The organism is Membranihabitans maritimus (genome assembly GCF_021729145.1).
In the GTDB taxonomy this organism is placed as follows: Bacteria; Bacteroidota; Bacteroidia; order Chitinophagales; family Saprospiraceae; genus Membranihabitans; species Membranihabitans maritimus.
Map to the genome: position 1 here is coordinate 465076 of NZ_JAJSLW010000002.1, position 26867 is coordinate 491942.

20 protein-coding genes and 1 tRNA gene are annotated in these 26867 nt (G+C 38.8%); 17 read left to right on the top strand and 4 right to left on the bottom strand.

Annotated features, from left to right (window positions below):
• The first annotated feature begins 49 nt into the window (after positions 1–49).
• Positions 50–2659, top strand: a complete 2610-nt coding sequence (locus LVD47_RS03890) for an alkaline phosphatase D family protein (RefSeq protein ID WP_236974232.1) — start codon at positions 50–52, stop codon at positions 2657–2659.
• 409 nt (positions 2660–3068) lie between these two features.
• Here LVD47_RS03890 and LVD47_RS03895 read toward each other — a convergent pair whose 3' ends face one another.
• Both LVD47_RS03895 and LVD47_RS03900 read right to left on the bottom strand, forming a co-directional pair.
• On the bottom strand, positions 3069–3920 hold the full coding sequence (locus LVD47_RS03895; RefSeq protein ID WP_236974233.1) for an SDR family NAD(P)-dependent oxidoreductase: 852 nt from the start codon (positions 3918–3920) through the stop codon (positions 3069–3071).
• A 21-nt stretch (positions 3921–3941) separates the two neighbouring features.
• Complete coding sequence (locus tag LVD47_RS03900) at positions 3942–4814, bottom strand: cation diffusion facilitator family transporter (protein WP_236974234.1); 873 nt, start codon at positions 4812–4814, stop codon at positions 3942–3944.
• 180 nt (positions 4815–4994) lie between these two features.
• Between LVD47_RS03900 and LVD47_RS03905 the strand changes: the two genes are divergently transcribed.
• Positions 4995–5759 (top strand): enoyl-CoA hydratase/isomerase family protein, encoded by a 765-nt coding sequence (locus tag LVD47_RS03905; protein WP_236974235.1) that lies wholly within the window; start codon positions 4995–4997, stop codon positions 5757–5759.
• Between the two features lie 93 nt (positions 5760–5852).
• Positions 5853–5923: transfer RNA gene (locus tag LVD47_RS03910), tRNA-Gln, on the top strand.
• 44 nt (positions 5924–5967) lie between these two features.
• Here the strand turns inward: LVD47_RS03910 and LVD47_RS03915 are convergent.
• The gene (locus LVD47_RS03915; RefSeq protein WP_236974236.1) at positions 5968–6999 is read right to left on the bottom strand and encodes an SRPBCC family protein; all 1032 of its coding nucleotides are present in this window, start codon (positions 6997–6999) and stop codon (positions 5968–5970) included.
• A 166-nt stretch (positions 7000–7165) separates the two neighbouring features.
• On the opposite strand from LVD47_RS03915, the gene LVD47_RS03920 reads away from it, so the two are divergent.
• From LVD47_RS03920 to LVD47_RS03985, 14 genes are all read left to right on the top strand, one after another.
• The gene (locus tag LVD47_RS03920) at positions 7166–7543 is read left to right on the top strand and encodes a BlaI/MecI/CopY family transcriptional regulator (RefSeq protein WP_236974237.1); all 378 of its coding nucleotides are present in this window, start codon (positions 7166–7168) and stop codon (positions 7541–7543) included.
• A 6-nt stretch (positions 7544–7549) separates the two neighbouring features.
• A complete protein-coding gene (locus LVD47_RS03925) occupies positions 7550–9625 on the top strand; it encodes a M56 family metallopeptidase (protein WP_236974238.1) in 2076 nt (691 codons plus the stop codon).
• Between the two features lie 180 nt (positions 9626–9805).
• A complete protein-coding gene (locus tag LVD47_RS03930; RefSeq protein ID WP_236974239.1) occupies positions 9806–10678 on the top strand; it encodes an RpnC/YadD family protein in 873 nt (290 codons plus the stop codon).
• A gap of 95 nt (positions 10679–10773) precedes the next feature.
• Complete coding sequence (locus LVD47_RS03935; RefSeq protein ID WP_236974240.1) at positions 10774–11628, top strand: hypothetical protein; 855 nt, start codon at positions 10774–10776, stop codon at positions 11626–11628.
• Positions 11629–11661: 33 nt separating this feature from the next.
• Entirely contained in the window at positions 11662–12573 is a 912-nt protein-coding gene (locus tag LVD47_RS03940; protein ID WP_236974241.1) for a sugar phosphate isomerase/epimerase family protein, read from the top strand.
• 130 nt (positions 12574–12703) lie between these two features.
• A complete protein-coding gene (locus tag LVD47_RS03945; protein ID WP_236974242.1) occupies positions 12704–13654 on the top strand; it encodes a ThuA domain-containing protein in 951 nt (316 codons plus the stop codon).
• Between the two features lie 141 nt (positions 13655–13795).
• The gene (locus LVD47_RS03950) at positions 13796–14377 is read left to right on the top strand and encodes an RNA polymerase sigma-70 factor (protein WP_236974243.1); all 582 of its coding nucleotides are present in this window, start codon (positions 13796–13798) and stop codon (positions 14375–14377) included.
• Between the two features lie 228 nt (positions 14378–14605).
• Positions 14606–15751, top strand: a complete 1146-nt coding sequence (locus LVD47_RS03955) for a FecR family protein (protein WP_236974244.1) — start codon at positions 14606–14608, stop codon at positions 15749–15751.
• A gap of 379 nt (positions 15752–16130) precedes the next feature.
• Complete coding sequence (locus LVD47_RS03960) at positions 16131–19493, top strand: TonB-dependent receptor (protein WP_236974245.1); 3363 nt, start codon at positions 16131–16133, stop codon at positions 19491–19493.
• Positions 19494–19503: 10 nt separating this feature from the next.
• Positions 19504–21195, top strand: a complete 1692-nt coding sequence (locus tag LVD47_RS03965) for a RagB/SusD family nutrient uptake outer membrane protein (protein WP_236974246.1) — start codon at positions 19504–19506, stop codon at positions 21193–21195.
• A 75-nt stretch (positions 21196–21270) separates the two neighbouring features.
• Complete coding sequence (locus LVD47_RS03970) at positions 21271–22704, top strand: sulfatase family protein (protein ID WP_236974247.1); 1434 nt, start codon at positions 21271–21273, stop codon at positions 22702–22704.
• Positions 22705–22726: 22 nt separating this feature from the next.
• Positions 22727–25135, top strand: a complete 2409-nt coding sequence (locus LVD47_RS03975) for a hypothetical protein (protein WP_236974248.1) — start codon at positions 22727–22729, stop codon at positions 25133–25135.
• 116 nt (positions 25136–25251) lie between these two features.
• Entirely contained in the window at positions 25252–25713 is a 462-nt protein-coding gene (locus LVD47_RS03980) for an antitoxin Xre-like helix-turn-helix domain-containing protein (RefSeq protein ID WP_236974249.1), read from the top strand.
• On the top strand, positions 25713–26168 hold the full coding sequence (locus LVD47_RS03985; protein WP_236974250.1) for an RES family NAD+ phosphorylase: 456 nt from the start codon (positions 25713–25715) through the stop codon (positions 26166–26168). The genes LVD47_RS03980 and LVD47_RS03985 overlap by 1 nt, the downstream gene beginning before the upstream one ends.
• Positions 26169–26646: 478 nt before the next feature.
• Here LVD47_RS03985 and LVD47_RS03990 read toward each other — a convergent pair.
• A partial coding sequence (locus LVD47_RS03990) for a hypothetical protein (protein WP_236974251.1) occupies positions 26647–26867 on the bottom strand: 221 nt, incomplete at its 5' end.

The following is a 26867-nucleotide window of genomic DNA, read 5'->3' on the forward strand; positions in this document are numbered from 1 at the left end:
AAATGATTAAAAATTTACTACCTTTTCTGTCCTAAATTAATTGAATCCGATGAAACGTAGAAAGGCGATAAAATCAATGGCTCTTTCAGCTATTGGTACACATGTATGGACTCATTCCAGTCTGGCAAATAAAGCAGTTGAACAAAAAATAAAAAAGCAGGGCCAGGCTTCTGTTTACAGCAGCAGGTGGTTTAACCTTCCCGACTCCACCTGGATTGGTGAAGAGTTTTGGGCCAATCGGTTGCAGGATTGGGAGATTGAGGATGGGAAATTGAAATGCAATATTAATAGTAATAACCGTTCGGCCCATTTATTGACGTATCAATTATCTGCGGAAGGCAATTTTGCACAGAACTCTATTCATTTGGATATAAATAGTAAAATTCTTGATCAGAAAGGTAAAGTGGGGTTTTTGTGGGGTGTCAAAGGAAAGTTCAAAGATTATCGAAGTGCTTGTATTACAGGGAATGGGATCGAAGCCTGTATCGATACAGAAGGGTATTTGGTTTTGGGAGGATCGAAGTCAAATAAGGTAGTAGAAAGAAACTTTCTGGAGGATGGTGTAGAATTAAAATTGTTTTTTAGTTCTGATGGAAGTGGTTTACAAGCAGATCTGTCTGTATGGCACAACGGAAGATCTGTCGTTACATTGAGAAAGGAAGATTTTTCAATAGGAGATATAGAGGGTAACATCGTTTTATATTCTGATTTTGAAAATACTGAGGATGAAACATGGACAGTCAAATTCAGTAGTTGGGATTTGAGGGGAGATATGCTTACCGGAAGTGGCGACCAAAGTTTTGGACCGATTTATTTTACACAATATACTCAGGAAGCTGGGATATTGAAGATGACTGCACAGTTGGCACCTGTGGATCAGGACGATTTGAAAGCAGTTCTTTCTGTGAAGACAGGTGAAGAAGACTGGAGGCCCGTAGCTGAAAGTAATATTCATCCCAGAGCCAGGACCGCCCATTTCAGAGTGGAAGATTGGGATGGTACACAAGTCTATGATTATAAAGTTAATATACTTATACGGTTAAAGGATGGGACTGAAATTCCTTACGAGTATTCGGGGGTAATCGATGCCGAACCCATTGATAAAACTGAAATCAAGGCTTTGGCACTGAGCTGTAACGGAGATATGGGGTTTCCGGATACTGAATTGAGAAATAATGCGCTGACTCATCATGCGGATGTGGTTTTTTTTCTGGGGGATCAATTTTATGAAAGAAATGCAGGTTTTGGCGTGCAAATGGGACCTCCCGAGAAATCAATTCTGGATTTTTTGAGAAAATGGTATTTATTTGGATGGGCACATCGCGATTTATTTCGGAACCGCCCTTCTATCTGTTTGCCAGATGATCATGATGTATATCATGGGAATATTTGGGGCGAGGGGGGAAAGGCTACCATAAAAGATGGCGGTGCTGCTGCAAGGCAGGATACTGGAGGGTACAAAATGCCTGCCGATTGGGTAAATATTGTACAAATTACACAGACGAGCCATATGCCTGATGCCTATGATCCCACTCCTGTAAAGCAAGGAATATCCGTTTATTATACGAGTTGGAAATATGGGGGAATGGATTTTGCATTAATAGAGGACCGGAAATTCAAATCTGCACCCAAGAATATATTTCCTGAAGAAGCGGACGTCTATAACGGATATGCCCAAAACCAGGAATTTGATTTTGCAAGTTTTACGGAGCCGGAGAAGGCCGAATTAATTGGCGATCGCCAACAGTCTTTTCTGACAGATTGGGCTGAAGACTGGACGGGCAATATCCATATGAAGGTGCTTTTGTCTGCCACTTCATTCATGACACTTCAGACCCTTCCCAAAGGAACTCCAAATGACCAGATCACTCCCCGCCTTCCTATTCCGGAACGGGATGAATATGTAGAAGGGGATTATTTTACCAGGGATATGGATTCCAACGGTTGGCCTCAGGCGCGCCGGGATGAAGTAGTACGCATCATCCGTAAATGCTACGCTACTCATATCGTAGGAGATCAGCATTTGGCTTCTGTAGCCCAATACGGTGTAGAGGACTTTGGTGACAGTAATTTTACGTTCACAGTACCGGCCATAGCCAGTGTGTGGCCTAGAAGATGGTGGCCTCCGGTGTCGCAACACCACAGACCTATTCCGGGAAGGAAATTATATTCCGGCAACTTTAAAGATGGGTTTGGAAATAAAATGACCGTTTATGCGGCTGCTAACCCGGAAAAAAGTAACCGGGAACCTGCTATTTTGTACGATCGGGCTACTGGTTATGGGGTCGTAACCTTCAATAAAAATAATAGACGTATCCGGTTTGAGTGTTGGCCTCGATTTATGGATCCGGTCCGGGAACCTCAGGGGCAATACGATGATTGGCCTATAGAAATAAGTCAATACGATAATTTTGCCTCCTCCAGTAAATTTAAGTTGCCTACTTTGACTATCCATGGAGTGGAGGACCCTGTCATCAAAATATTTGATGAGGCGGGTGAACTGGTAAGTGCAATCCGCATAAAGGGAAAGGTGTTTCAACCACCTGTATTGATGGAAGGGAATTATATTGTAGAAGTGGGAGATCCCGATGCCAATAAATGGGAAAAACTTAAACTGTCCACTTCGCGGCCGGGGGAAACTGTGACGGTAGTAGTATAGGTTGCTAGATTTTGGTTAAGAATTTCGTTTAAGCCAGTGCATAAAAAATCAGCTACAAAAGTACTCGGAACCAGGGTGTTTATTAGTTTAACGTCAGTTCGACAAATAATTGATTCTGTCATTATTTTTGCTGAAAATGCAATGCCCAAGGTATCTGGCAAAGGCATTCCTATGGGGACTTTGTGGAAATCAATGCCAGAATAGACGATTCTACTTGTTATCCACCCGGGGTTAGGTATTTGTCGCTTCCCGCCGATTTCATGTCGGGACAGGCACTTCAGAGATCTTTTTTTCTCGGTCGAACACACTTTAGTTTAGGTGGGTTTTTAACCCGCTTAATTCATGACGAAACGTAAACAATGGATAAAAACAAGTTGAGACTTTTCCTTAATAAATTAAAGAGCCGGATTTAAAAATAATTAACAATTCCGCATAAGTCTTTGGATTTCTTCCATAGACGTTCAGCCATTGCTTCATCATACGAAGCCGTGGAGGACTTTTTGGGCTGGTTATGATCCCAGTACCTTCCGGATTCTAGGTTTGTACCTGGAGAGTGCGTAATGAACAAAGCAGTTTCAGCCCCTTGCTCAGGTGTTTTCCCTTGCTTGCTTCTCCAATTCCATATCAGGCTAAAAAGCCAGTTAGTGTTTTTGATACCAATATCGGTATTGACCAGACCCGGATGCACGGCATATATGGTTAAATTGTCATAGGGATTTATTTTTTCAAAATGATAGGTAAACATGACATTGGCTAATTTGGAATGTCCATATGCCCTCAACCCCTGGAATTTGTTTTTCAAATTCAGGTTGTCGATACGTAATTTAGCAAGAAAATGTGAGTCAGAATTGATGGTTATAATTTTTGCATCTTCGCTTTTGATTAATTGCGGAAGCAGTAAATGAGAAAGATAAAAAGGTGTCACGTGATTTACCATGAAAGTCAATTCAATATTGGCATCATTGAGTAACCATTTACTGTAAAAAGATCCGGCATTATGTATGAGGACGTCAATGGTATCAAATTTTTCATTCACTTCATCTGCAATGTGTCGTAAGTCAGAAAATTGCGTGAGATCAGCAATGATAATATGTACCTTATTATTTTTCGTGAGGTCAATTAATTTTTTACGTGCATTCATGGCTTTTTCCCTGTTTCGGCAAACCATAATTGCGGTATTGTTTTTCAGAAGAACACCTTTAGTGATTTCGAATCCAATGCCTGCGTTGGCTCCGGTAATTAATACGGTTTGGTTTTTCATGTATGCAATGTAATATTTGAATCAATAGTGATCAGGTTCTATATGTATTAGGATCTCAATTATTTCGGGAATTTCCCGTTGGATACTGTCTTTTAGATTATGTGCTAATAGATGACCTTCCTTTACCGATTTGTCCCCATCTACCACGGCGTGGAGATCAACGTGATAATACATTCCTGTTTTGCGAATAAAACATTTTTCTGTTTCAAGTATGCCATGTTCAGATGCTGCGATATCCCTTATTTTTTGAATCATTTCCTGATGGAGATTTTCATCCATAATTTCGCCCAGTGCCGGCCGGAAAATAAGGTATGCATTCAGAAGTATGATAACAGCAGCCACTATAGCAGCCCAATCATCAGCCGCTTCATAACCCGGTCCCATAATTATGGCCACGGCTATTCCGATAAAGGCAGTAAATGAAGTAATGGCATCACTTCGGTGGTGCCAGGCGTCTGCCTGTAAAGTCGTACTCTTGAATTCTTTTCCTCGCCGGTTCATTCTTCGATACATGATCTCCTTTACTATAATAATTAAGGTGAGTATAATCAAAGTATAGGGCCTGGGGGTGCTGTGGGGTTGCTGTATATGCAGAATGCTTTGATATATTATAAAAATGGACGACAAGACCAATAACCCAACAATGACAAATGTAATTAATGGCTCTGCCCTACCGTGCCCGTAAGGATGGTTTTTATCCGGAGGTTTCACGGCATATTTTATGCCAAATAAGACCAGCAAAGAAGAAAAGATATCTGATATGGATTCGATGCCATCTGCGATTAATGCAAAGGAAGATCCCAGAATGCCTGTAATAATTTTAATGGTGGCTAAACCTACGTTGACTACTATGCTGGTGAAAGCTGATTGAATGGCTTTTTTTGGATAGTCCATGGAAATACCTGTTGTCTTATTTTAAAGGTTTATGCGAAAAGCTTCTACCTTTTAGCTTGTACACTTTTTTGGATTTAGGTAACGTCATACAGTTGGTTAAAGTACCAAAAAAATTATTGGTTTATTGAAAATTTCGGTTTAATTAGAAATCATTAATAAATTGATGTAAAGGAAAAATCTATGGAGGGCAAAATTACAAAGTCAATAAATGAAAAGGGGGTGGGAGTGATATCATTTTATCACCCTGCTCACAATTCTATGCCGGGATACCTGCTTGAGGGGCTGGAAAATGCGATTTTGGAGTTCGGAAAAAATGAAACTGTCCGTGTCATACTCCTGGAGAGTGAGGGCGACCGTACTTTTTGTGCAGGCGCCAGTTTTGATGAATTGATAACGGTTTCGAATGAAGTAAACGGCAAGGCTTTTTTTATGGGGTTTGCCCGTGTAATCAATGCCTTGCGTACATGTAGAAAAATTACGGTAGCGAGAGTACAGGGCAAAGCCGTCGGAGGGGGGGTCGGAATATGTGCAGCAGTTGATTACGCTATCGCTTCGAAGTGGGCATCTATTAAATTGAGTGAACTTACCCTGGGGATAGGTCCTTTTGTTATAGGTCCTGCAGTAGAACGCAAAATGGGCAAAGCTGTTTTGGGCCACATGACGCTGAATGCCAGTGAATGGCAAACGGCGCATTGGGCAAAGGAAAAAGGATTGTTTCAGGAAGTATTTGATACCCGGGAGCAAATGGATGCCTATATTTCCGAATTTACAGTAAAACTGGCTGGTTACAATCCGGAAGCAATGGTGGAAGTAAAAAATATTTTGTGGGAAGGTACTGATCACTGGACGGATTTACTGGAGAAAAGAGCTGGTTTGAGTGGACGGTTAGTGCTTTCGGAATATGCTAAAAAAGCACTGCAAAAAATAAAAGAAAAAAAGGCCTGATACTTATTTTAAAATAGTAGCTAAAAATTTTCTTCCGTTTTTTCAGACAAGAAAAAATTATTTTATTAAATTTGCATCCGCTTTAATTAGCAAAGACCCATGGTGTAACGGTAGCACTCCGGTTTTTGGTACCGTCAGTCAAGGTTCGAATCCTTGTGGGTCTACGGAAAGTCCTGATGATTTGTATTGTCAGGACTTTTTTTTGTAATCAATTCTTCAAAAAATATGTAATCTTCGTTTTCCATTTTGACGTGTCCGGTTCCAGTGATGGGTCAGTAATATATTCTTCAAGAACAGGGTCAGTTTTGATGAGGTTAAAATATTCCAGATATTCATCCATGGCATTATGGGCCTTATCAATTTCAGTGTACTCCCCAAAGTACATTAACTCCAGTGCCTGTGCTGCGGGTATTCCGATAATTTCGAATCCGGGTGCTTCATGGATGTCGCCCTGGATGCCTATTCCTGCAGCTATATCCGTTTTGTCATTTCCCAGAAAATCATAGTAAATTCCAGTAGGCATACCAACTGTTTTGACATTTTGGTCCTGGATTTGGTACATTGCCCTGTAAAAGTTTTGACCGAGGAAAGGAGTGATTGCTGAAGTAGGAATGGTATCCCTTTTGGCAAGAAATAAGCCTCCGCTGTATTTTTTACGTTTTATATTATATCCTGAAAATTGGAGATTTTTGTAATTTTCTGATAGTAATTTAAGGTTGTTGAGTCCTTTTTCAAATCCGGTAGAAAGTTCTTTTTTCTGTTGACCTCCCTGTAGGGTGGCAAAAAATCGGGGGATAAGCCCATTAAATTCAGATTGATAATTTAGATTAACAGTCGTGGTAGAATCGTTTTCTGCGTGTAGGGTTAAAGAATATTGGGCCGAGGGCTCGCCCTCTATCAAAAGATCAAAATCTATGCGTTCATTTTTTTTCAATGAACGAAGCGTCTGTATCCCTTTCTCATGTGATTTTTTATTTCTCCACTTGAGTTGGGCACTTTCTTCCCCATCAGTGCCGGAAACTTCTGTTGTTATAGATTCTGCTGATCTTTCAGAATATATCCATGGATTCCATTGGTCAAAAAATGCAAATTGAGATGCGTATTTATTGATTACATCATTTGGTGCATCTATAGTTTTTTCTACTTTAATTTCAATATTCTGTGGCCCCGAATAGGCTATGATCGCAAATGCCACTGCAATCAAAACCAGCATAAGCAGTATAATCTTAAGTGCTTTCATGATATGAAATCTTTATTCTAAAAATAAGAAAATTATTCACACCCGTAATTTTAATATTTTGTTACGAAAAAAATCGTACTAAAAACTTTGACTTACGAAAAGCATCGTATATATTTGATGTACGATTTTATTCGTAGAATGTTTATATGACCAAATTGATTAGATAATGAAGAATCAGCCAACAGAAGGAGAATTAGCTATACTCCAATTATTGTGGGATCGAGGCCCTCTGACGGTTAGGGAAGTCCACGATATTATCTCCGCAGACAAAAAGACTACCTACACGACGACTTTGAAGATGATGCAAATCATGAATGAAAAGAAGTTGCTGGGAAGAAATTCCCGGGGAAGAAGCCATGTATATCACGCTAATGTGGATCAAAAAAAGACTACACAGGGTTTATTGAATCGTTTCATGGATTTAACATTCGGGGGCAGTGCCAGCAAGTTAGTTATGCAACTGCTGGGCAGTTCAAAAACGGACGAAGAAGAGTTGGAAAAAATACGGGAACTTTTGGATGATTATGAGAAGAATAAAAATTAAAAAATCATGATGGACGCTCAATATATACTCGCTATGGGCTGGACCCTGATCCATTCTTTTTGGCAATTGACTTTGCTTGCCATAGTATTCTATTTGATCATGCTTTGGATAAAGAATGCTGCTCCGGTTGCTAAGTACTGGACAGGACTTTTGTTTATGGTTTTAAGTGTATCTGTCACATGTACTACATTTATTGTGATGTTTCAAAAATACGGAACCCCACTTCCTGCTGAAAATCTTCCTGTATCTGTGGGGCCTGCCCTTATCCATGCAGTCCCTATTCAGGAAAATGCAAATACAGGTATTTGGGCAGGGATTACTGAATTTTTGCAGGCTAATGTAAAGTCCCTGACAATTATGTACATGATAGGATTGGGTATTTTGCTTTTAAGGATGGTATTCAACTTTTGGAAAATACAGAGACTTAAATCTAAGTCTGAAGTTGTAGGACATAAAGAATTGAAATTTTTGCCCCGATTGGTAAAAAAAATGGACATAAATATAAATTTTGAACTTCGATGGTCTCGAATGGTTCATTCTCCTATGGTGATTGGGATAGTTCGGCCGGTGGTTTTGATTCCTGCTTCGATGGTAACGAATACGACACCTTCGATTATGGAAGCTGTGCTGGCCCATGAGCTGGCCCATATCCAGAGAAATGATTTTTTAATTAATATTTTTCAGACCCTTATTGAGACTATCTTTTTTTACCATCCGGCTGTATGGTATTTTAGTTATGTAGTCCGTAGGGAGCGGGAATATAGCTGTGACCAAAAAGCGATAGAAGCAGGCTGTACGAAAGAAGATCTGGCAAGGGCTTTGACCCTGGTAGGTCAGGTTCAGAATCAGGGGGATTGGGCTATGACATTTGGCAAAAGATCCAATGAGTTACTGGATCGAATTCGATACTTATTGGGTTACAGGTCCTCCATTCGATATGCGCCTTCTACTTCGATTATATACTACGGGTCACTTCTCGGGATATTCATTTTATTCTCCATTGGGAAAAGCCAGTTTCATACCCATCAACGGGCCGGAGATATCGGTAGCGAGGATGCTGTGAAATTTCATGATGCGGATTCTTTGCCAAAGGATAAATTAAGGAAAATTAAAGTCCAGGCCTATGACAGGGAAAAAGATACTATGGTGGAGGTGGAAGTATATTCTATTGAACCCGTAGATCCCGATGGAAAAGAAAAAAGGATTGAAGTGGTAGAAGTTGATACTATTCCCGGTAAAAAGAAGGAAACTGTTATTGTCCAAACGAAAGAAGCGATCACGGTTATTGTCAATGGGGATACAGTGTCGGTGCAATCATTGCAGGATATGAAGAAAATTCAGGATAGTCTGCGGAAAGTTCACATTGAATTGCGAAAAAATATGCCTGAGTTAAAACATCTTGATTCCATAATGATCGAGCAGAGGATCAAGCTGGATACGCAGAGAATGAAATTTGATGTTCAGAGGTTGTACCATGATTTACTTCAGTCTGAAATGGAAAGGGTCCGGGAAATTCAAATAGAATTGAGTCAAAACCTTCCGAGAATACATAGGGTGGATTCAATATTAGCAGCGAGAAGTATACGAATAGATACACAAATGTTGAAAAATATTGAGATGGATATCCACAAACGCATACCTCATTTGGATTCTATTGTACAGTCTCACAGTAAAAGTTTTCGGAATGCCTATAACTACAAATTAATTATACCTGATTCTGTGGATCAATTTTATAAAATGAAATTTGACCCCAGGATTTCGTTTCCGGATAGCTTAGCCCGGTGGAACGACACGGCCTATTATTACGTCAAGAAGTTTAGTAAAGACTTGAAAAATGTAGATTGGAATGTAGATGTTGGGATTGATAGCATTATGCAATTCCACCGGAATTGGGATTCAACGGCTTTCCGCTCTGCCTTTGCCCATTCTTTTCATAAACTTGAGAATAAATCCCAGGAAATGAAGGAACTCGAACAAGAGATTCGCAAAAAGGAGCAGGAATTGATAAAGTTACGACAGGAAAGAAATAAGAAGTTTATGCAGGAAATGAAAAAGGAAAGAGAAGTAAACGAGAAGAAATAAGATTTTTTACCGGCGGTTTCAAGCCGGTTACCAACTACCAGTTATGAAATTTTATACGCCCGGGAGAAATTCTATAACTCTTCCGGGTTTTTTTAGTGATCAGTAATACAGTGCCGGCATGTAGGTTTTTGTGGATCTAGTTGTGTTTAAATCAATAGAATTATAATTAGCAACGATTCTTTGTGGAAAGGCATTATTGAAGTCCTCTTACCGGATTTTTTGGCTTTTTTCTATTCCGACCAAACTTTTGATTTGGACAAGGGATATGAATTTTTGGACAAGGAGTTAGAAGAAATTTATCCATTCGTTGGGGGGCAACATCAAGGAAGGAGGGTGGACAAATTGGTTAAAGTGTTTGATACTACCGGCAATGAACAATGGTTGTTGATTCATATAGAGGTTCAGTCTTATCGGGATGAGAATTTACCGCTGCGTATGTTTAATTATTTTTACAGGATCGTGGACAGGTACAAAACGCCTGTCTCTACGCTGGTGATCTTGGCTGATTCAAATCCGAGGTATTACCCGGCCGAATACCGGTATTCCGTATATGGAACGAATCTTTTGTATAGTTATCCGACGTATAAAGTTTTAGATCAGTCCGAAGAAGAACTGGTTAAGAATGATAATCCCTTTGCTACAGTTATCCAAATTGTATTGACAGCTTTCAAATTGAATAAATTGACAAATATCGAACAGGTGGATTTGAAGTTTTCTTTGGTTCGAAAATTATATGATAAAGGATATCAACCGAAAACCATTAGAGCATTGATGTTATTTATTCGTTTTTATGTCAAATTAGGTAATAATAATATGAACTTATTATTCGATAAAAAGGTTAAACACATAGTAAAAAATCATGAAACGATGGGAATAGAAGAAATGATTATACAGGAAGCTAAAAAGCGCGGAGTCGAGCAAGGTATTGAACGAAAAGTTTTAGAAGCAACAAAAAAAATGGTTCAGGAAGGTTTTGCTACAACTGTAATTTGTAAAGTCCTGGATGTCACTCCCGACTTTGTCAAGAGGGTAAAAAGTAAAATACAGCCATAATCCACCAGTAATATTCCAGAGGCTATCGTAGGTTTTGACGAAATGGTCTTTCAGTATCATTTTTCCGTATTTCTTCCTATCTTTCCCAGCGGGAAATGATTCGATATATTTACATAGCAGTAGTTTTTTTTACTTCGGTTCAATGCTCGTCATGGTTTTATAATGCAGAGCGGCAATCTGGTGAAAAACAGCCAGCCGAGTTGAAACTTGAGCCGGATTATGACCTATATGAATTGCGCATTGACCTGTATCGCAAGGAAAAATCCGCTAATAGTGCCCAGGAAACCAGGGAGGAGGAAGACTATAACCCTTTGGGGTTTTTCCTGGGAGAAGGCTTGTTTTATGATCTCAATGGAAACTTGTCCTTTGACGTTATTCGATTGTTGGGAATTGATCGATTTTCCAACTTTGAAATTATGCAAAATACGCCGAATATGTTTGGGGCAATGCAGGAAAAATATTTCACAAAAAGAGGTTCGGAATTCTTTAAATCAAATCAAAAAGGCAGTAAATCAGTTTTTGGTTCCAATCGAATCATTAAACGAAATGGCCAAAACATTGAAGTCCAGGATGGGCCGTTAAATAAATTTACTATTGAAAAGAATAATGATAAACTTGCTCTCAAGAACTTTTTGTCTAATCGAACAATAGAGAAAATAGGCCCTTCAAGATATCGAATTGGTGGGTTTTTAGTGGATGAAAATATTGAAGAGAGGGAAGGAATAATCGTTTTGGATGATGATTTCAGGTTGAAAAAAGAAGGTAAGGATATTATCATTGAGCAAAATCAATTTTGGAGTTTTAGTGAGGTTTGGAGGATCTCCCGAACCGAGGAAAATATTCTATATATTTATCGAAGAGACCGGTTAATCATGAAAATATTTCACTTTGACAACTCGGTAGTTATGGAACAAAATGGTAGAGTTAAAGTGGAGTATAATTTGTTATAACACAGATTGTTTGAAAATTAATGTAAGTTTAGAATGAATCGAAGAAAATTTGTAAGGAATACTGCTGCTTTAGGTGCTTTAATGGGAGCGGGCACATTTCCTGTGTTAGGTGGTTCTAACTCGCCAGTGGCACCATTGAAAATAAAGAAAAGCCTGAAATATGGAATGGTAAAGACAGAGGGTTCTGTTTTAGATAAATTCAGGTTGCTCAAGGAAATTGGGTTCGATGGAGTAGAATTAAACTCTCCTAATGAATTGGATCCCGATGAAATTCTGGCAGCTAAAGAAGAAACCGGCCTGGAAATTCCGGGAGTAGTTAATGCCCTTCACTGGAAATTTCCGTTGTCCCACCCTGATTCTTCAGTCCGGGAGAAATGTTTGGAATCTTGCAAACAATCATTGCGCGACTGTAAATTGTACGGGGGAACAACCGTGTTGATCGTTCCGGGTGTGGTCAATGAAAAAATTGGTTATAAAGACGCCTGGACTCGATCGCAGGAAGAAATTCGCAAATTAATACCGGTTATTGAAGAAACAGGCATCAAAGTGGCATTTGAAAATGTATGGAATAACTTCATTCTTAGCCCTGTAGAGGCTGCCAGGTACGTGGATGATTTTGACCATCCTATGATTGGCTGGTATTTTGATGTCGGAAATATAGTGAGATATGGCTGGCCTGAGCACTGGATTGAGGCTTTGGGCGATAGAATTATGAAGCTGGACATCAAGGAATACAGCCGGACCAAACAACGGGATGAAGGTGTGTGGAAAGGGTTTCAGGTGGAACTGATGGATGGTGATTGTAATTGGCCGGTAGTGATTTCGGCTTTGGATAAAATAGGATACGAAGGATGGGCTTCGGCAGAAGTACCTGGGGGTGATGAACAGCGATTGAAATTTATCGCTGATAAAATGCATGAAATATTTGCCATTGAGCCCCAATAAGAAGATTTATATTTTGGCAATATTTCGAAAGGGATGCCATTTTATTGGTTGGAACTAATTAATTTGAATCAATCTTTATATATTGGGCCTCAAATCAAGGAATAGTATTACTAAATATTAAATCTGGAAAATGAAATACAGTAAAAAGGTGACGGGTTTATTGATGATAACGTTTTCATTATTTTTTGTTTTTGGAGTAGTTAATGCTCAAGAGAACGAAGATCCATTTGAAGTAACTGATACCTGGAAAGAGAAAATTTATGAATTGGCTCCTTCTGAAACAACTGTAAAGGTTGATAAAAGAAGAAAGTTGCTCTTATTTTCTTTGCATACCGGATTCAAGCACTGGGTAATTCCTCATACGGATGTGATCATGCAAACGTTAGCGGAAAAGACCGGAGCATTTGAAATTGTCACTACGAAAGATCCGGCAATGTTTGAAAGGAAAAATCTCAGGCAATTTGATGCTGTTATTTTAAACAATAACTGTTCTGTAGGGGAGCACAGGAACCTTTTTTACGATACTTTCAAGGACGATAATGATCTGACAGAAGAAGAGAAATTCGAAAAAGCCCAACAATTGGAAGATAATCTTTTGAGGTTTGTAAAAAAAGGGGGTGGCTTGATAACACTGCATGGAGGAATCGTGATGCAAAATAATTCCATGGAATTTAGTAAAATGCTGGGAGGGAGTTTTGACTATCATCCGGTTCAGCAGGAGTTGAATGTTAAGTTGGTCGATGCCGAACACCCTATGGTTCAAGCTTTTGACGGAAAGGGTTTTACTCATGTCGACGAACCCTATATGTTTAAAAATGCCTATCGGGATTTTAACTTTCGACCTTTATTGTATATAGAAACCGATATGATTAAAAAGAAAAGAAAAGAGGATACTGATAAAGTGAAGTATATTTCATGGATCAAACCATATGGGAAAGGTCATGTATTCTATTCTTCACCCTCCCATAATGCCCAAAGTTTTGATAATCCCGATTTGTTGCAATACTTTTTGGACGGAATGCAATATGCTTGTGGGGACCTGGAATGTGATGACTCCCCTGTGGGTGGACCACCGCAATAACGAAAATTAGCTTTTAATCATAAGCTTAAATAGTATTATTCATTGCCATCAATTCATCCGAATTGTGATTTAAATCAAAATGTATTTGGAAAATAAAATTATATTTTATTATATTTGTTTGCTAGGATGTATTGTTAATAGGTGGAAAGAGAATATATAAAATACAATGATGGGTTTTTACTTTCCCTGATCAAAAAGGGAGATAAAGAAGCCTTCAATACGATTTACCGCCGTTACTGGGAATACCTTTATACTTCTGCAAATTATATATTACAGGACCGGGATGCTTGTATGGATGTTGTGCAAGAGGTTTTTGTTTGGTTTTGGGAAAATAGAAACCAATGGAATATCTCCTCACCAAAATCTTATTTAGCCACTGCTGTTAAATTTAAAGTAACCAATGTAATCCGGCGGGGCAAAATTAAAGATACCATTCTCGAAGACCTGAAGGAGCGAATGTCCATGGAAGCCAATATTTCTTCTACTGAAGCTGAAATGGAGGTAATGGAATTGAAGCAAATTATTCGGGAATTTTCAGTTCAATTGCCCGTCCGTTGCCAGGAAGTTTTTCGACTTAGCCGATTTGAACACCTTACCAATAAAGAAATAGCTCAGAGGCTGGGAATTTCAGAGAAAACAGTAGAGAATCAAATAACGATAGCCCTTCGAAAGTTGCGTACAACCCTGGGGCATATGGCTTTCTGGCTGGTGTTTTTTATGTAAAAATATTCACCGGCTGTTTACAAATGTGGCTGTTACGCGAAGGAGTCAAAATATAGTTTTAAAAAACACCTAATCGTTCAGTGTCTCACAGCGGTTCACTGCCAACTCTGCATAAAAATTCTATAAATTTTTCAAAAACTTTAATTCTCTTTAGGGGATACCCCGCAATTATTTGCCTTATTAATGCAATGGGCAAAATAAACTGTCCGAAAGAGAATAAAATGCATAATGAATAGAGAGGAATTTATACAATTGGCTGACAAAGTCAGTAAAGGACTGGCATCCGATAAAGAATTGGCAAAATACAATCAATGGTACCGTTCCTTTCAGAAAGATATTGAATGGAAAGAAGAGTGGGGAGATAAGTCACTAATTGAAGGGGAAATACTAAATAGAATTAATAAAGAAATATCTCCGGTCAAAAAAACAACATTTCATCTGAGGCGAATGGCAGTAGCGTCAATATTATTGATGATTTTTGGTTCTGCCCTGGTATTCTATTTTGCGCAACCCGTCAAAAATTCTAATCAGGAACTGGTAATAAAAAACGATATCAATCCGGGCGGGAATAAAGCAATTTTGACACTGGACGATGGTTCTACAATATCTCTTGACGATTCGGAAGAGGGAGTGTTGGCAGTAGAAGGAAGTGCTTCTATATCCAAGACCGGACAGGGTATACTGAGTTATCACTTTGATAAGGAACAGCCGGGGCAAATGCATAGAGAAAAATTCAATACGATTTCTACTCCACAAGGGGGACAATTCAAAGTACTCCTACCCGATGGAAGTTCGGTTTGGCTGAATGCGCTTTCTTCTGTTCGATTTCCGGTAGATTTTAATGGGGCGAGTAGGAATGTTGAAATTACCGGGGAAGTATATTTTGAAGTGGTTCACGATCAGTCGAGGCCGTTTTTTGTCAAGACCGGGAATCAGGTAGTGAAAGTATTGGGTACTCAATTTAATATTAATGCCTATGAAAATGAAAGTGGGATTGCAACTACTCTTACAGAGGGTTCGGTAGAGATCAGCAACGGTGGTCAATCTGTCATTATTTCCCCGGGGCAACAAGCAGTGAATACGCCTGAAGCTGAAATTGAGGTATCTGAAGTAGATATAGATCCGGTAATAGCCTGGAAAGACGGAGTTTTTCAATTTTGGTCTACAGACATAAAAGATATTATGAGACAACTATCGCGATGGTATCAGGTAGAAGTTGAGTATCTCAATGATTTTGGTGATGAAGTATTTACCGGATTTATTTCCCGGGATGTCAACATTTCCCGGGTGCTGGAAATGTTGGAAGAGGCAGGAGACGTCAAATTTGGTATTGAAGGAAATACGGTGCGGGTTAAAGTGATAAGTGAAAATTAATGTAAATACAATAAATAACTGGAAAATGGTGAAAAGAAAATACAGAATAGTGCCTCCGTAATCAAGCGTGTAGGTATTCCGCACAATATGGTTCCAAAGGGCATGTTTGCGGATTACATTCAGCTACTGGATCTGATGATTTAATAATATTATCAAATCAGGCTCTTATTAAAAAAAAACCGCTAGGTGGTTTGCGAAGATGGTACCTTCAGAAAACCACGTCCCAGCGGCAGTTTAAAACCAGCGACCAATGAGTCGCATATTAAAAATCTAATAAAGTAAAATTATGAAAAAATTTTTACTAACAGGATGCTGTTTGAATTACTTCAAACGGCCCTGGCACCCGGGAATAGTTCCGAGTACTAAAATTATCCGGATAATGAAATTAATAACCATACTTTGTTGTATCGTTTGTGTCCAGCTCAGTGCTACGAAAATGGATGCGCAATATGTATCACTTGATGAACGCGATGCCAAATTGGAACAGGTGATTTTAAAAATCCGAAAACAGACCGGTTATAATTTTTTATTTAATAATCGGATTTTGGAACGTGCAAAGCCAGTGACTGTTCGGTTCGAAAATATGCCGCTAGAAGATGCTCTCGGAAATGTCTTTGCAGAACAGCCCCTAACGTATTCTATTATTGAGAAAACAATAGTGGTCAGGGAGGTGGAAACTAAATTAAATGAAGTTAAAACAATTAAATTACAACACATTGATGAATATATCACCCCATTTAAAGAGGATCAATTATTAGCCAGTGTCTCGGGAATAGTTACGGAGTCTTCCGGTGAGGTTTTGATCGGTGTTAATGTGACGGTAAAAGGAACTACGCGAGGGGCGACGACTGATTTTAACGGGAGATTTGATGTAGAAGCTGACTTGTCGGATACCCTGGTATTTTCTTACATTGGCTACAAGACTCTTGAAGTCCCTGTAGAGGGTAGATCCCAAATTAATGTTACTATGTCAGAGGACGTGGCCGAACTGGAGGAATTAGTGGTCGTGGGCTATGGAAGTGTGAAAAAAAGCGACCTGACGGGGTCTGTATCGTCTGTTAATGGTGAACTTATCTCGGATAGAAATTCAATTCAGGTAAGTGATGCCCTTCAGGGGGCAATGCCTGGAATTTCGGTTTCCAGGGGCGCGGGAAGTGCACCTGGTTCGTCAGCGACCGTTCGTATCAGAGGCATTACCACATTAAGTAATAATGACCCGTTAGTTATTGTGGATGGAGTTCCTGTAAATAGCATAGATGATGTTAATGTTAACGATGTAGAAAGTATTTCTGTATTGAAGGATGCAGCTTCCTCTTCCATTTATGGAGCAAGGGCCTCTGCGGGGGTGGTATTGATAACAACGAAACGAGCAAAGAACGGACAAATTCTATTCGAATATTCCAATCAATATGGAATAGAAAGACCTACCGGGTTACCCCAATCGGTGGGTCCCATTAGGTATATGGAAATGCTTAATGAATTACAATGGAATGATAATAACAATAATCCAGAAGGGGAACATCCAGTTTATCCAAGGGATTACATTGATAATTATGTCCAAAATAACAGGACTAACCCGGACGAGTTTCCGATAACGGACTGGGCGGATTTAATCTTGAATGACTATTCTACCAGAGAGTCTCATCAATTGGGATTTTCATTGGGCACGGAAAAGTTAAATACCAAAGGTTCTTTTAGATATGAAAGGTCAAATGCACTTTGGAATAACAAAAGTTTTAAACGGTTTACTGCCAGAGTTAATAATGATTTGAAAATTAACAAATTTTTATCGGCACAGGTCGATATATCTTTAAGAAGGACAATCGATGAAAGGCCCAACATCAATCCCATGAATCGTTCTCGCGTTACTGGACCAATTTATGCAGCTATGTGGTCGGATGGGAGAATAGCAAGTGGAAAACAAGGAGATAATGCCTGGGGAATGGTTGAGTATGGCGGGTTTGATAACGATTGGGCGAACAATATGATAAGTCGTTTGGGTATTGATTTTAACCCTTTCAATGATTTAAAAATTTCAGCGGTTGTCTCCCCGAATTTTTCATCGACAAAAACGAAGACTTTTCAAAAGGCTATTCCTACTTATATTGCGGAGGATCCAACAGTTTTCGACACCTATTTGTCTAATTTCAATAGTACTAATTTAAATGAAGTAAGAAGTGAAAATTACAGTATTACAGGACAATTACTAGCAAATTATACCAAAGAATTTAAAGACCACAACTTTAATTTATTGGGTGGATTTGAGGAATATTATTATTTCCAGGAATCTTTAGGGGGGGCACGAAGAGATTATGCACTACAAGATTTCCCATATTTGGATATTGGTCCTCTTGAAGGGAGGGGGAATTCTGGAAGCGCTATCGAAAATTCTTATCGTTCATTTTTTGGTAGGTTAATGTATGATTACAAAGGTAAATATTTAATTCAGGCTAATATTAGGTACGACGGTTCTTCACGATTTGCTCGCGAACATAGATGGGGTGCCTTCCCTTCATTATCTGCAGGTTGGGTAATATCAGAAGAACCTTGGCTAAATCAACCATCATGGTTGTCATTTTTTAAAGTAAGGGCATCTGTTGGCAAATTAGGTAATGAAAGGATTGGAAACTACCCATATCAATCGACTATTGCGTTTAATGAGGCTTTATTTTATCAAGGGAGTAACGTAACTTCTTTGACTACAGCAGCCCAGATTGAGTATGCAATTAGGAACGTCACCTGGGAATCGACAGAAACCTTTGATTTGGGATTGGATATCAATTTTTTTGATAACCAACTTTTTGTTAGTGGTGATTATTATACTAAAGTCACGAGTGATATGTTATTGGATTTAAATATCCCCGACTTTATTGGTTATGATGATCCCCAACAAAACACTGGTAGAATGAAAACCCATGGGTGGGATTTACAAATTGGTTGGAGAGATCATATGGGACAAATTGAATATCGAGTGTCAGCTAATATTTCAGATTATGAATCCATTATGGGAGATTTGGGTGGAACGCAATTCTTAGGTAACAAAATTAAGACTGAAGGGAGTGAATTTGATGAATGGTACGGATATCTATCGGAAGGATTATTTCAGACTCAGGAAGAAGTAGATAATTCAGCAAAATTGAATTCCTCTGTTAAACCAGGAGATATAAAGTACATTGATATTAGTGGTCCGGACGGTACTCCGGATGGAATTATTTCACCAGATTATGATCGTGTGCTTTTAGGAGGGTCTTTACCACGGTTTATCTATGGGGGCAACATTGGATTGAATTACAATAATTTTGATTTATCATTAGTCTTTCATGGAGTAGGTAAACAACAAGCCCACCTTTCACCGGATATGGTAAGGCCATTGTCCAATAGCGCCCAAAATGCACCCTCAATTGTTGATGGGAATTATTGGAGTGTCTATAATACTGATCAGCAGAATCGAAATGTATCATATCCGAGACTTTCTGAAATAGGTGCAAATAACAACAATTATGTACTTTCGGATTATTGGTTGTTTGATGGCGCATTTTTCCGTCTTAAGAATATTTCATTGTCCTATAATTTACCGCAAAATATAATTGACAGGCTGGGATTGCAAGGAGTGAGAATTAATGGAACAGCTTCGGATTTATTTTCTCTGGATAATTATCCAAAAGGTTGGGATCCAGAAGCGGCAATAAACGTTTACCCTATTACCCGGTCGCTAATATTTGGAATCTCTATAAAAATTTAAAATGCAGTTTATGAAAACGATCATATTTTATATAATAATCAATGCTATTTTATTGACTTCATGTGTTAACTTGGATTTGAATCCATTGTCAGAAGGATCTAGTGAGAATTGGTATACGAGTGAAAATCAAGTGAGAATGTCTCTCAATGATCTTTATCGTAAATCTTTTTGGGCGCGTGATTTTGATGAATGGACTGATGATTGGACGAGCAGATCAACAGTGACTTCTATAAGTGGGGGAACGTTAACGGGTGAAGACTTTATAGTTACCAGCAGATGGGCCAATTCTTACAAGGCAATAGCAAGAGCAAATTCCATAATTAATAATATGGACAAAATAGGAGATATCCCTCAAGAAATAATTAATAACTTTCTTGGGGAGGCAAGATTTATCAGGGCCTGTCAATATTCTTACTTGATTACTCATTGGGGAGATGTCCCCTATTTCACTGAAGACCTCGATATAGAGGCTGCATTTGGAACGAGAAAATCTAGCGCAAACAACATTCTTCAAAATATTTATGAGGACTTTGATTTTGCAATTGAAAATTTGCCCTTATCTTATGGAGGCTCTGAAACTAGTAGAATTACAAAAGGAGCCGCTTTGGCCATGAAAGCCCGAACTGCGTTATATATGGAGGATTGGGAAATTGCAAGTAACGCCGCGAAAGATTGTATAGACCTTGGTATTTATCAATTGTATCCGGATTATGGTGAATTGTTCTTGGCAAAAACTAAAAATACCGATGAACAAATATTTGGTTTGCCTAATTCTGAGGATTTGAATTATTATTGGGATGCTGACTGGATTGTAAAGAGGTATGTAATTAGAAATGCTGGAGGGTTTGCCTCTTATCAACCTTCATGGGATTTATTTTGCTCATACTTATGTATCGATGGGTTGCCTATAGACGAATCTCCTTTATTCAATCCCCAAAATCCTTTCGAAAATAGGGATCCTCGGCTTGGGGAGACAATGCCTGAGCCTGGATCAGAATTTTTGGGATACAGGTATGAACCCCATCCCGATTCTACCCAAGTGTATAACTATGGCGCTGGTCAGTATGAATTTAATAGAGATTCGAGGAGACCAGATAATTTATTTGCTTCTTTTAACGGTTTGGTTTGGAAAAAAGGTATTGATGAGAATTGGAGTGATTTATTGACAGATAATGATCTCGTGATAGTACGTTATGCTGAAGTATTGTTGATGTATGCGGAAGCAAAAATTGAACAGGGCGATATCGATGCTTCAGTTTTAAATGCAATGAACCAAATACGCGCAAGAGCTTATGGGGTTTCTATTAGTCAGACAAATCAATATCCGGAAGTTACCACTACAGATTCAGAAGAACTTAGGACTTTACTGCGAATTGAAAGAAGAATGGAATTTGCCCATGAAGGATTGAGATATATGGATATCGTGCGGTGGGGAATTGCCGACCAGGTATTAAATACACGGATATATGGTTTGTTGGATTATGAAGAGCTTAAAGAAAAAGTTATCAACGAAGGGAAATGGTTTTTGCCGGGAGTACCTGAAATTGATGAAAATGGAATTCCAAATTTGGACAGTTTATATGAAGCCGGACTTATAAAACAATTGGCCGTCCGTTCTTTTCCCCAAAGACAATATATCTGGCCAATCCCATCCAGTGAAATTCTAATTAATGACAACTTAGTTCAAAACAACGGGTATTGATATAATCCTTATTTATGTTGAAGGTCTGTGAATTTTTCAAGCAGGCCTTCTTTTAATACAAAATTAAATGTGATAATGGTTAGATTTCTTTTGATCATCGGAGCGATGATTACAATATACAGTGCTGTTAGTTCTCAAAATGTGAGTCAACCAAATATACTATGGATTATAGCAGAAGATATGTCTCAAGACCTTGGGTGCTATGGAAATAATATTGTTAAAACACCTAATATTGACCAACTGGCAAATTCAGGTATGCGTTTTACCAATATGTTCACCACTGCCGGTGTTTGCGCTCCGTCTCGTACTGCCATAGCGACAGGTATGTATCAGACAACATTGGGTGCTATGCATATGAGTTATTCAGAAGAATTAAAACCCGATTTACCAGGTGGCGTAAGGACCATAGAAGATATTCTTGAAGAAAATGGATATCAAACTCTGGGAATGGGGAAAGATCACTATTTGTTTAGTAATGACAAGAGTTCATTCCAATATAAAGATATTGATGATTTAAACGGTGAGAAACCATTTTTTGCCAAGGTGAATTCTCATTATACACACAGGGATTTTGACAATGACTCTGTCTTCCCTTTGGACGATAGAGATTTGATTTTGCCTCCATATTACCCTGATGTCCAATCTATTCGTGAAGATTGGGCAGCGTACTATGAAAATGTTCAATTACTGGATCGAGAAGTAAAAGAGATACTAGATGAGTTTGAGGCGAAAGGACTGCTGAAAAACACAATAATTTTCTTTTTTTCCGATCATGGCCGACCTTTTTTAAAAGGGAAGTACTGGACCTATGATAGTGGTGTTCGAATTCCTTTTAGTGTTTATATTCCTGAAGAAATAAACTTCACCCAGGGGTATAAACAGCATTCGGTGAGTGAACAAATGCTTTCCGCAATTGATATTTCTGCGACTACACTTGCTTTGGCGGGAGTGAAAAAGCCTGATTATATGCAAGGTAAAGTATTTCTGGGGAGTCAAATTGAAGCTAAAAGAGATTATATATTTAGTTCTATTGATCGTATAAGTGGTACGAATTTTAAAACGCGCGCTGTACGAACAAAAAAGTATAAATACATTAAAAATTTTAATAATGGCCGTTCAATATTGGAATGCACCACGGAATATGCTAAGGCCAAATATCCTGGATATCATGCTGTAAGCATTCTCGATCATTTTAATAAATTGAATGGGGTCGAAAAGAGCTTAGTAAATCCTCTTCCAGCGGAAGAATTATATGATCTTGAAAATGATCCCCACGAGACTGTAAATCTCGCCTATGAAGAAGAATTTCAAGTGATTAGGGAAAGGCTTCAAACAATATTGACAGATTGGATAGGAAAGATAGAAGATAAAGGATTTGAAGAGGATTCCCTACCAGTGCAAAAACACTTTATCGATGTCCGCCAGAATAATAAATATCGCTATGCTGGCGAAAGATTGAGATTGTATCAGAAAGTAAAAGATGATTTAAAGAAGGAAGGCAAATTGTAATTTTTTAAAATTAGTAATAAGCATGAATATAAAAATATCATTAGTATTGACCATACTTATTTTGGGGAATTTAGGATTTTCTCAGAATGTAGACCGTGGTGAAATGTTGAAAATTAGCGGGGTATATCCAAGTTTAGCTGTTTATAATCCCGGAGATAAATCAGAACTTTGCCCGCGATATGACGGGTTGGAATGTGGAATTGGAGCCATGGTGCCATGGGCTGACAAACTTTGGATGGTTACGTATTCTCCGCATTGCCCGGATGGGAGTTCCGATAGGCTTTGGACTATTGACAGTAATTTAAATTTAAATATGCATCCGAAAAGCATAGGAGGAACCCCAGCTAATCGATTAATCCATAGGGAGTCTAACCAATTAATTATCGGACCTTATTTTGTGTCTGAAGGAGGGAGTGTACGTGGAATCCCTTATAGTGAGATGTCTGGGAGGCATACAGGGACAGCGAGGCATCTGACAGATCCTGAAAATAAAGTTTATTTCCAGGATATGGAAGGTAAAGTGTATGAAGTGAATGTTCATAACCTTGAAGTAAATAAACTCTTTGAAAAACCGGTTCCGGGATGGCATGGGAAAGGTGCATATACAGGTCAGGGGAGATATATTATTTCTAACAATGGTGAAAGTGGTAACTATGAAAAGCCGGAACATTTGCAGGTAGGAAAACCAGCTCAAACGGAGGACGAGATGGGAAGCTTAGCTGAATGGGATGGGGAAACGTGGCGCATTATTGAGCGTAAGCAGTTTACCGAAGTGACAGGTCCGGGGGGTATTTATGGAAATGAAAGGGTGTCAGACCCGATTTGGAGCATGGGTTGGGACAAACGTTCTGTTATACTTAAAGTATTGGATCAGGGTACATGGAGTACATATCGATTACCCAAATCTTCAAACACCTATGAAAATAAAGGAGGGTATTATACTGAATGGCCGAGAATTAGAGAAGTAACGGATGGAAAATACCTTATGGATATGTTTGGAATGTTTTACGACTTCCCCAAATCATTTACTCCGCGAAATTCGTCTGGACTAAAACCGATTTCTACGCATTTGAGGTATACTGCTGACTTTTGTGAATGGAACGATCAATTGGTTATTGGAAATGATGAAACTACATTCTGTGGAGGTTCTTTAGGAAATAAGTTTGTTAAGCGTTCCTGGTCCAATCTTTGGTTTGGGCAGTTGGCGGATCTTAAAGAATGGGGCCCTGTTCAGGGATATGGTGGACCATGGGTGAAAGATGTAACAAAAAAAGGAGTTCCTTCTGACCCATATTTATTTAATGGATATGATCGCAAGGTGATTCATTTCGCTCACGATAATTTTGCACCAGTCACATTCACCATTGAATATGACCAATTTGGTAACGGAGATTGGAGAAAATACAGGAATGTCCACGTGGAAAGCAAGGGATATAAATATTTTATTTTTCCAGAAGATTTTCAGGCTCAATGGGTGAGACTTTTAGCAAATGCTGATTGCAGGGCAACCGCTGTTTTTCATTTTAGCCAAAAAAAATATGAACCCTATGATGGAAAACTATTTAATGGCCTGGCTGATATAAATTCTTCAGAGGAACTTAATTTTGGTATGATTATGGTAGCGGGACATAATTTAAACCTCCAAATGGTAGATTTTCAAGGGAATAACGAGACTTATTATGAATTAAATGAGGGCTTGGATTACCTGGTTCCTGAAGATGACAGGTCTCATGAAGTAAAGGAAATAGGAAGGTTTTATAAGGAATTTAAAGAAGATGAGGCTTCTGTTATTATGGAGTATGAAGGTACAAGGGTCCGATTGCCAAAAGGAGATTCTGCATTCAGCCAATCATTTAACGGGGTCTGGCCACGTGGTATTCGTGAAATTGAATCAGAGCGTTTCATGATGAATATTCATGGTACCTTTTATGAAATGCCCAGGGCTGCGGGTCTAAATGCAATAAAACCGGTCACTTCCCACAATAAAAAAATTATGGATTATTGTACCTGGAGAGGAATGCTTGTACTATCAGGTATTGATTCTGAATCAAAAAATGACGGTCATGTTTTCAGATCTGGAGACAATAAAACCGGACTTTGGTTTGGAAATGTTGATGACATATGGAAACTGGGTAAACCGGTTGGCAAAGGTGGTCCCTGGAAAAATACTATGGTGAAGGCGGATCAACCGTCAGATAAGTATTTGATGAGAGGGTACGATAAAAAGTCTTTAGAATTACGAGCAGATAAAGATGTGGAAATTACAATCGAGGTGGATGTAGATTTTTCAGGATGGCATATTTTTGATAAAGTTCAACTCAAGAAAGGTGAAAAATTTTCAATGACTTTCCCGGAGGGTTTCAATGCACATTGGATTAGGTTTACATCAGATAAAGATTGTAAGGCCACAGCATTTCTCACCTATAAATAATATTGTATTTCGTACCTCTTGATTAAGTGTAGAAGAAATTAAGTAAATATTTTAAGACTAAAACATAACTTGACATTCCGACAAATTTCATGTATATTAGTGACAAATTGCATATCATGAAGAAGAATCTTAAAAAATATTCCCGGAAGTCAGCATCCGGCTCCAGGGTGCAGGAAGTTTATGTTCCATACGATACGGAGCCCAGGTCTTATAGGAAGAGAGGAGAAGCTGATGACTTAAAGGAGTTTACGTATTCTTCTTTCAAGTCTATTGCTGATCGGTCGCCATTTACGATAGGGGAGTGGGCGCAGCTTTTGTACATCAGCGAAAGGACCCTGCATCGGTATGCCAAAGAAGACAGAGCCTTTGACGGATTGCATGTAGAGCGTATATTATTGCTGGATGACTTTATTGCTTCAGGTAATGATTTAATGGGTAAAGAAGGATTCAAGAAATGGGTGCATTCTACTCCATTTTCTTTGGGTGAGAAAAAAGTATTTGATAGCTTGTTTACCCATCAGGGGATAGTAGAAGGTATAGACTTACTTCACAGGATTCAAAACGGAATTCCTGCTTAATGGAAGTGTTTAGACTAGTAAGGTCCAAATACAAAGACGATTTTTCAGGTAAAGGTGCTTACCTGTACGGAGGTAGGTGGAATTCCCCGGGTGTCTATGCTTTATATGCAGCATCCCATATCTCTTTATCTGTATTGGAAATTGTGGTAAATCTTGACAGGGAAATACTTCATTATATGCCTTCCTATCATTTGTTGGTCATGGAAGTGCCTGATACCTTGGTTTATCCGTTTAAGCATACTGCTTTGGAAGAGGGTTGGAAAGAAGATATGGATTTGACGCGGTTTATAGGTGATGGGTTTTTACACACCCAATCCAATCTTGGTATGGAAATTCCCTCGGCGGTGATTCCGGAAGAGAGCAATTATTTGATCAATCCATTGCATGAGGAATTTAGCAAAGTCAGAATGGTCAGATCAGTAGTTTTCGGGTTTGATGAGCGGTTATTGGGGTAAATTTTAGCTATTTTGTACTGAGATTATACCTCCGAATCCTGTTGAAATGAATAAGCGCGACCTGCTGCTGTGGAAAAGAAGTGAATAGTATTCGAAAATGAGGGTTATTTTCTATAAGTGATAATGGTTGTCCTTCACACAAAAAGAGCAGAGTTTATCATCCGGGCAGGAGTGAAATCCGTGTGGCTGGCCATATAGAGAAAATCTTATTATATGAAGTAAAAAGAATAGCATACTGATTACTAATCAAATATGTTTAGCAATTATTGCTATTATTCCGAAAGAAACAGTAATGCCAAATATATAAACATTGAAAGTGTGTGGTAGGGGAGATCTTGTACTTATTACGGAAGCTGTTGGAATAGGGATAAAAAAAAGTGTTGATGCCCCTCCCGCCACATTCTTTTCCAGGAAGCGATACCATTTTTATCATCTCCTTTGGCAATTCCTTTGAGCTTTGAATGAGAGGAATCTCTGTTTATAACGTGAGTTCGACAGCGAAAAAAGAGCTCTGAAGTGCCTGTCCCGACATGAAATTGGCGAAAAGCGAAATATAATTAATCCTGGGTGCGCCAACCCAGGGGGGAATCAAGGTAAAACCTGGATTCTGGCATTGATGTCTACAAAGTCCCATAGGGATGACTTTGCCAGATGCCTTGGGCATAAGCAGGAAGGGATTGTCCGGCCCTGGGCCGGACA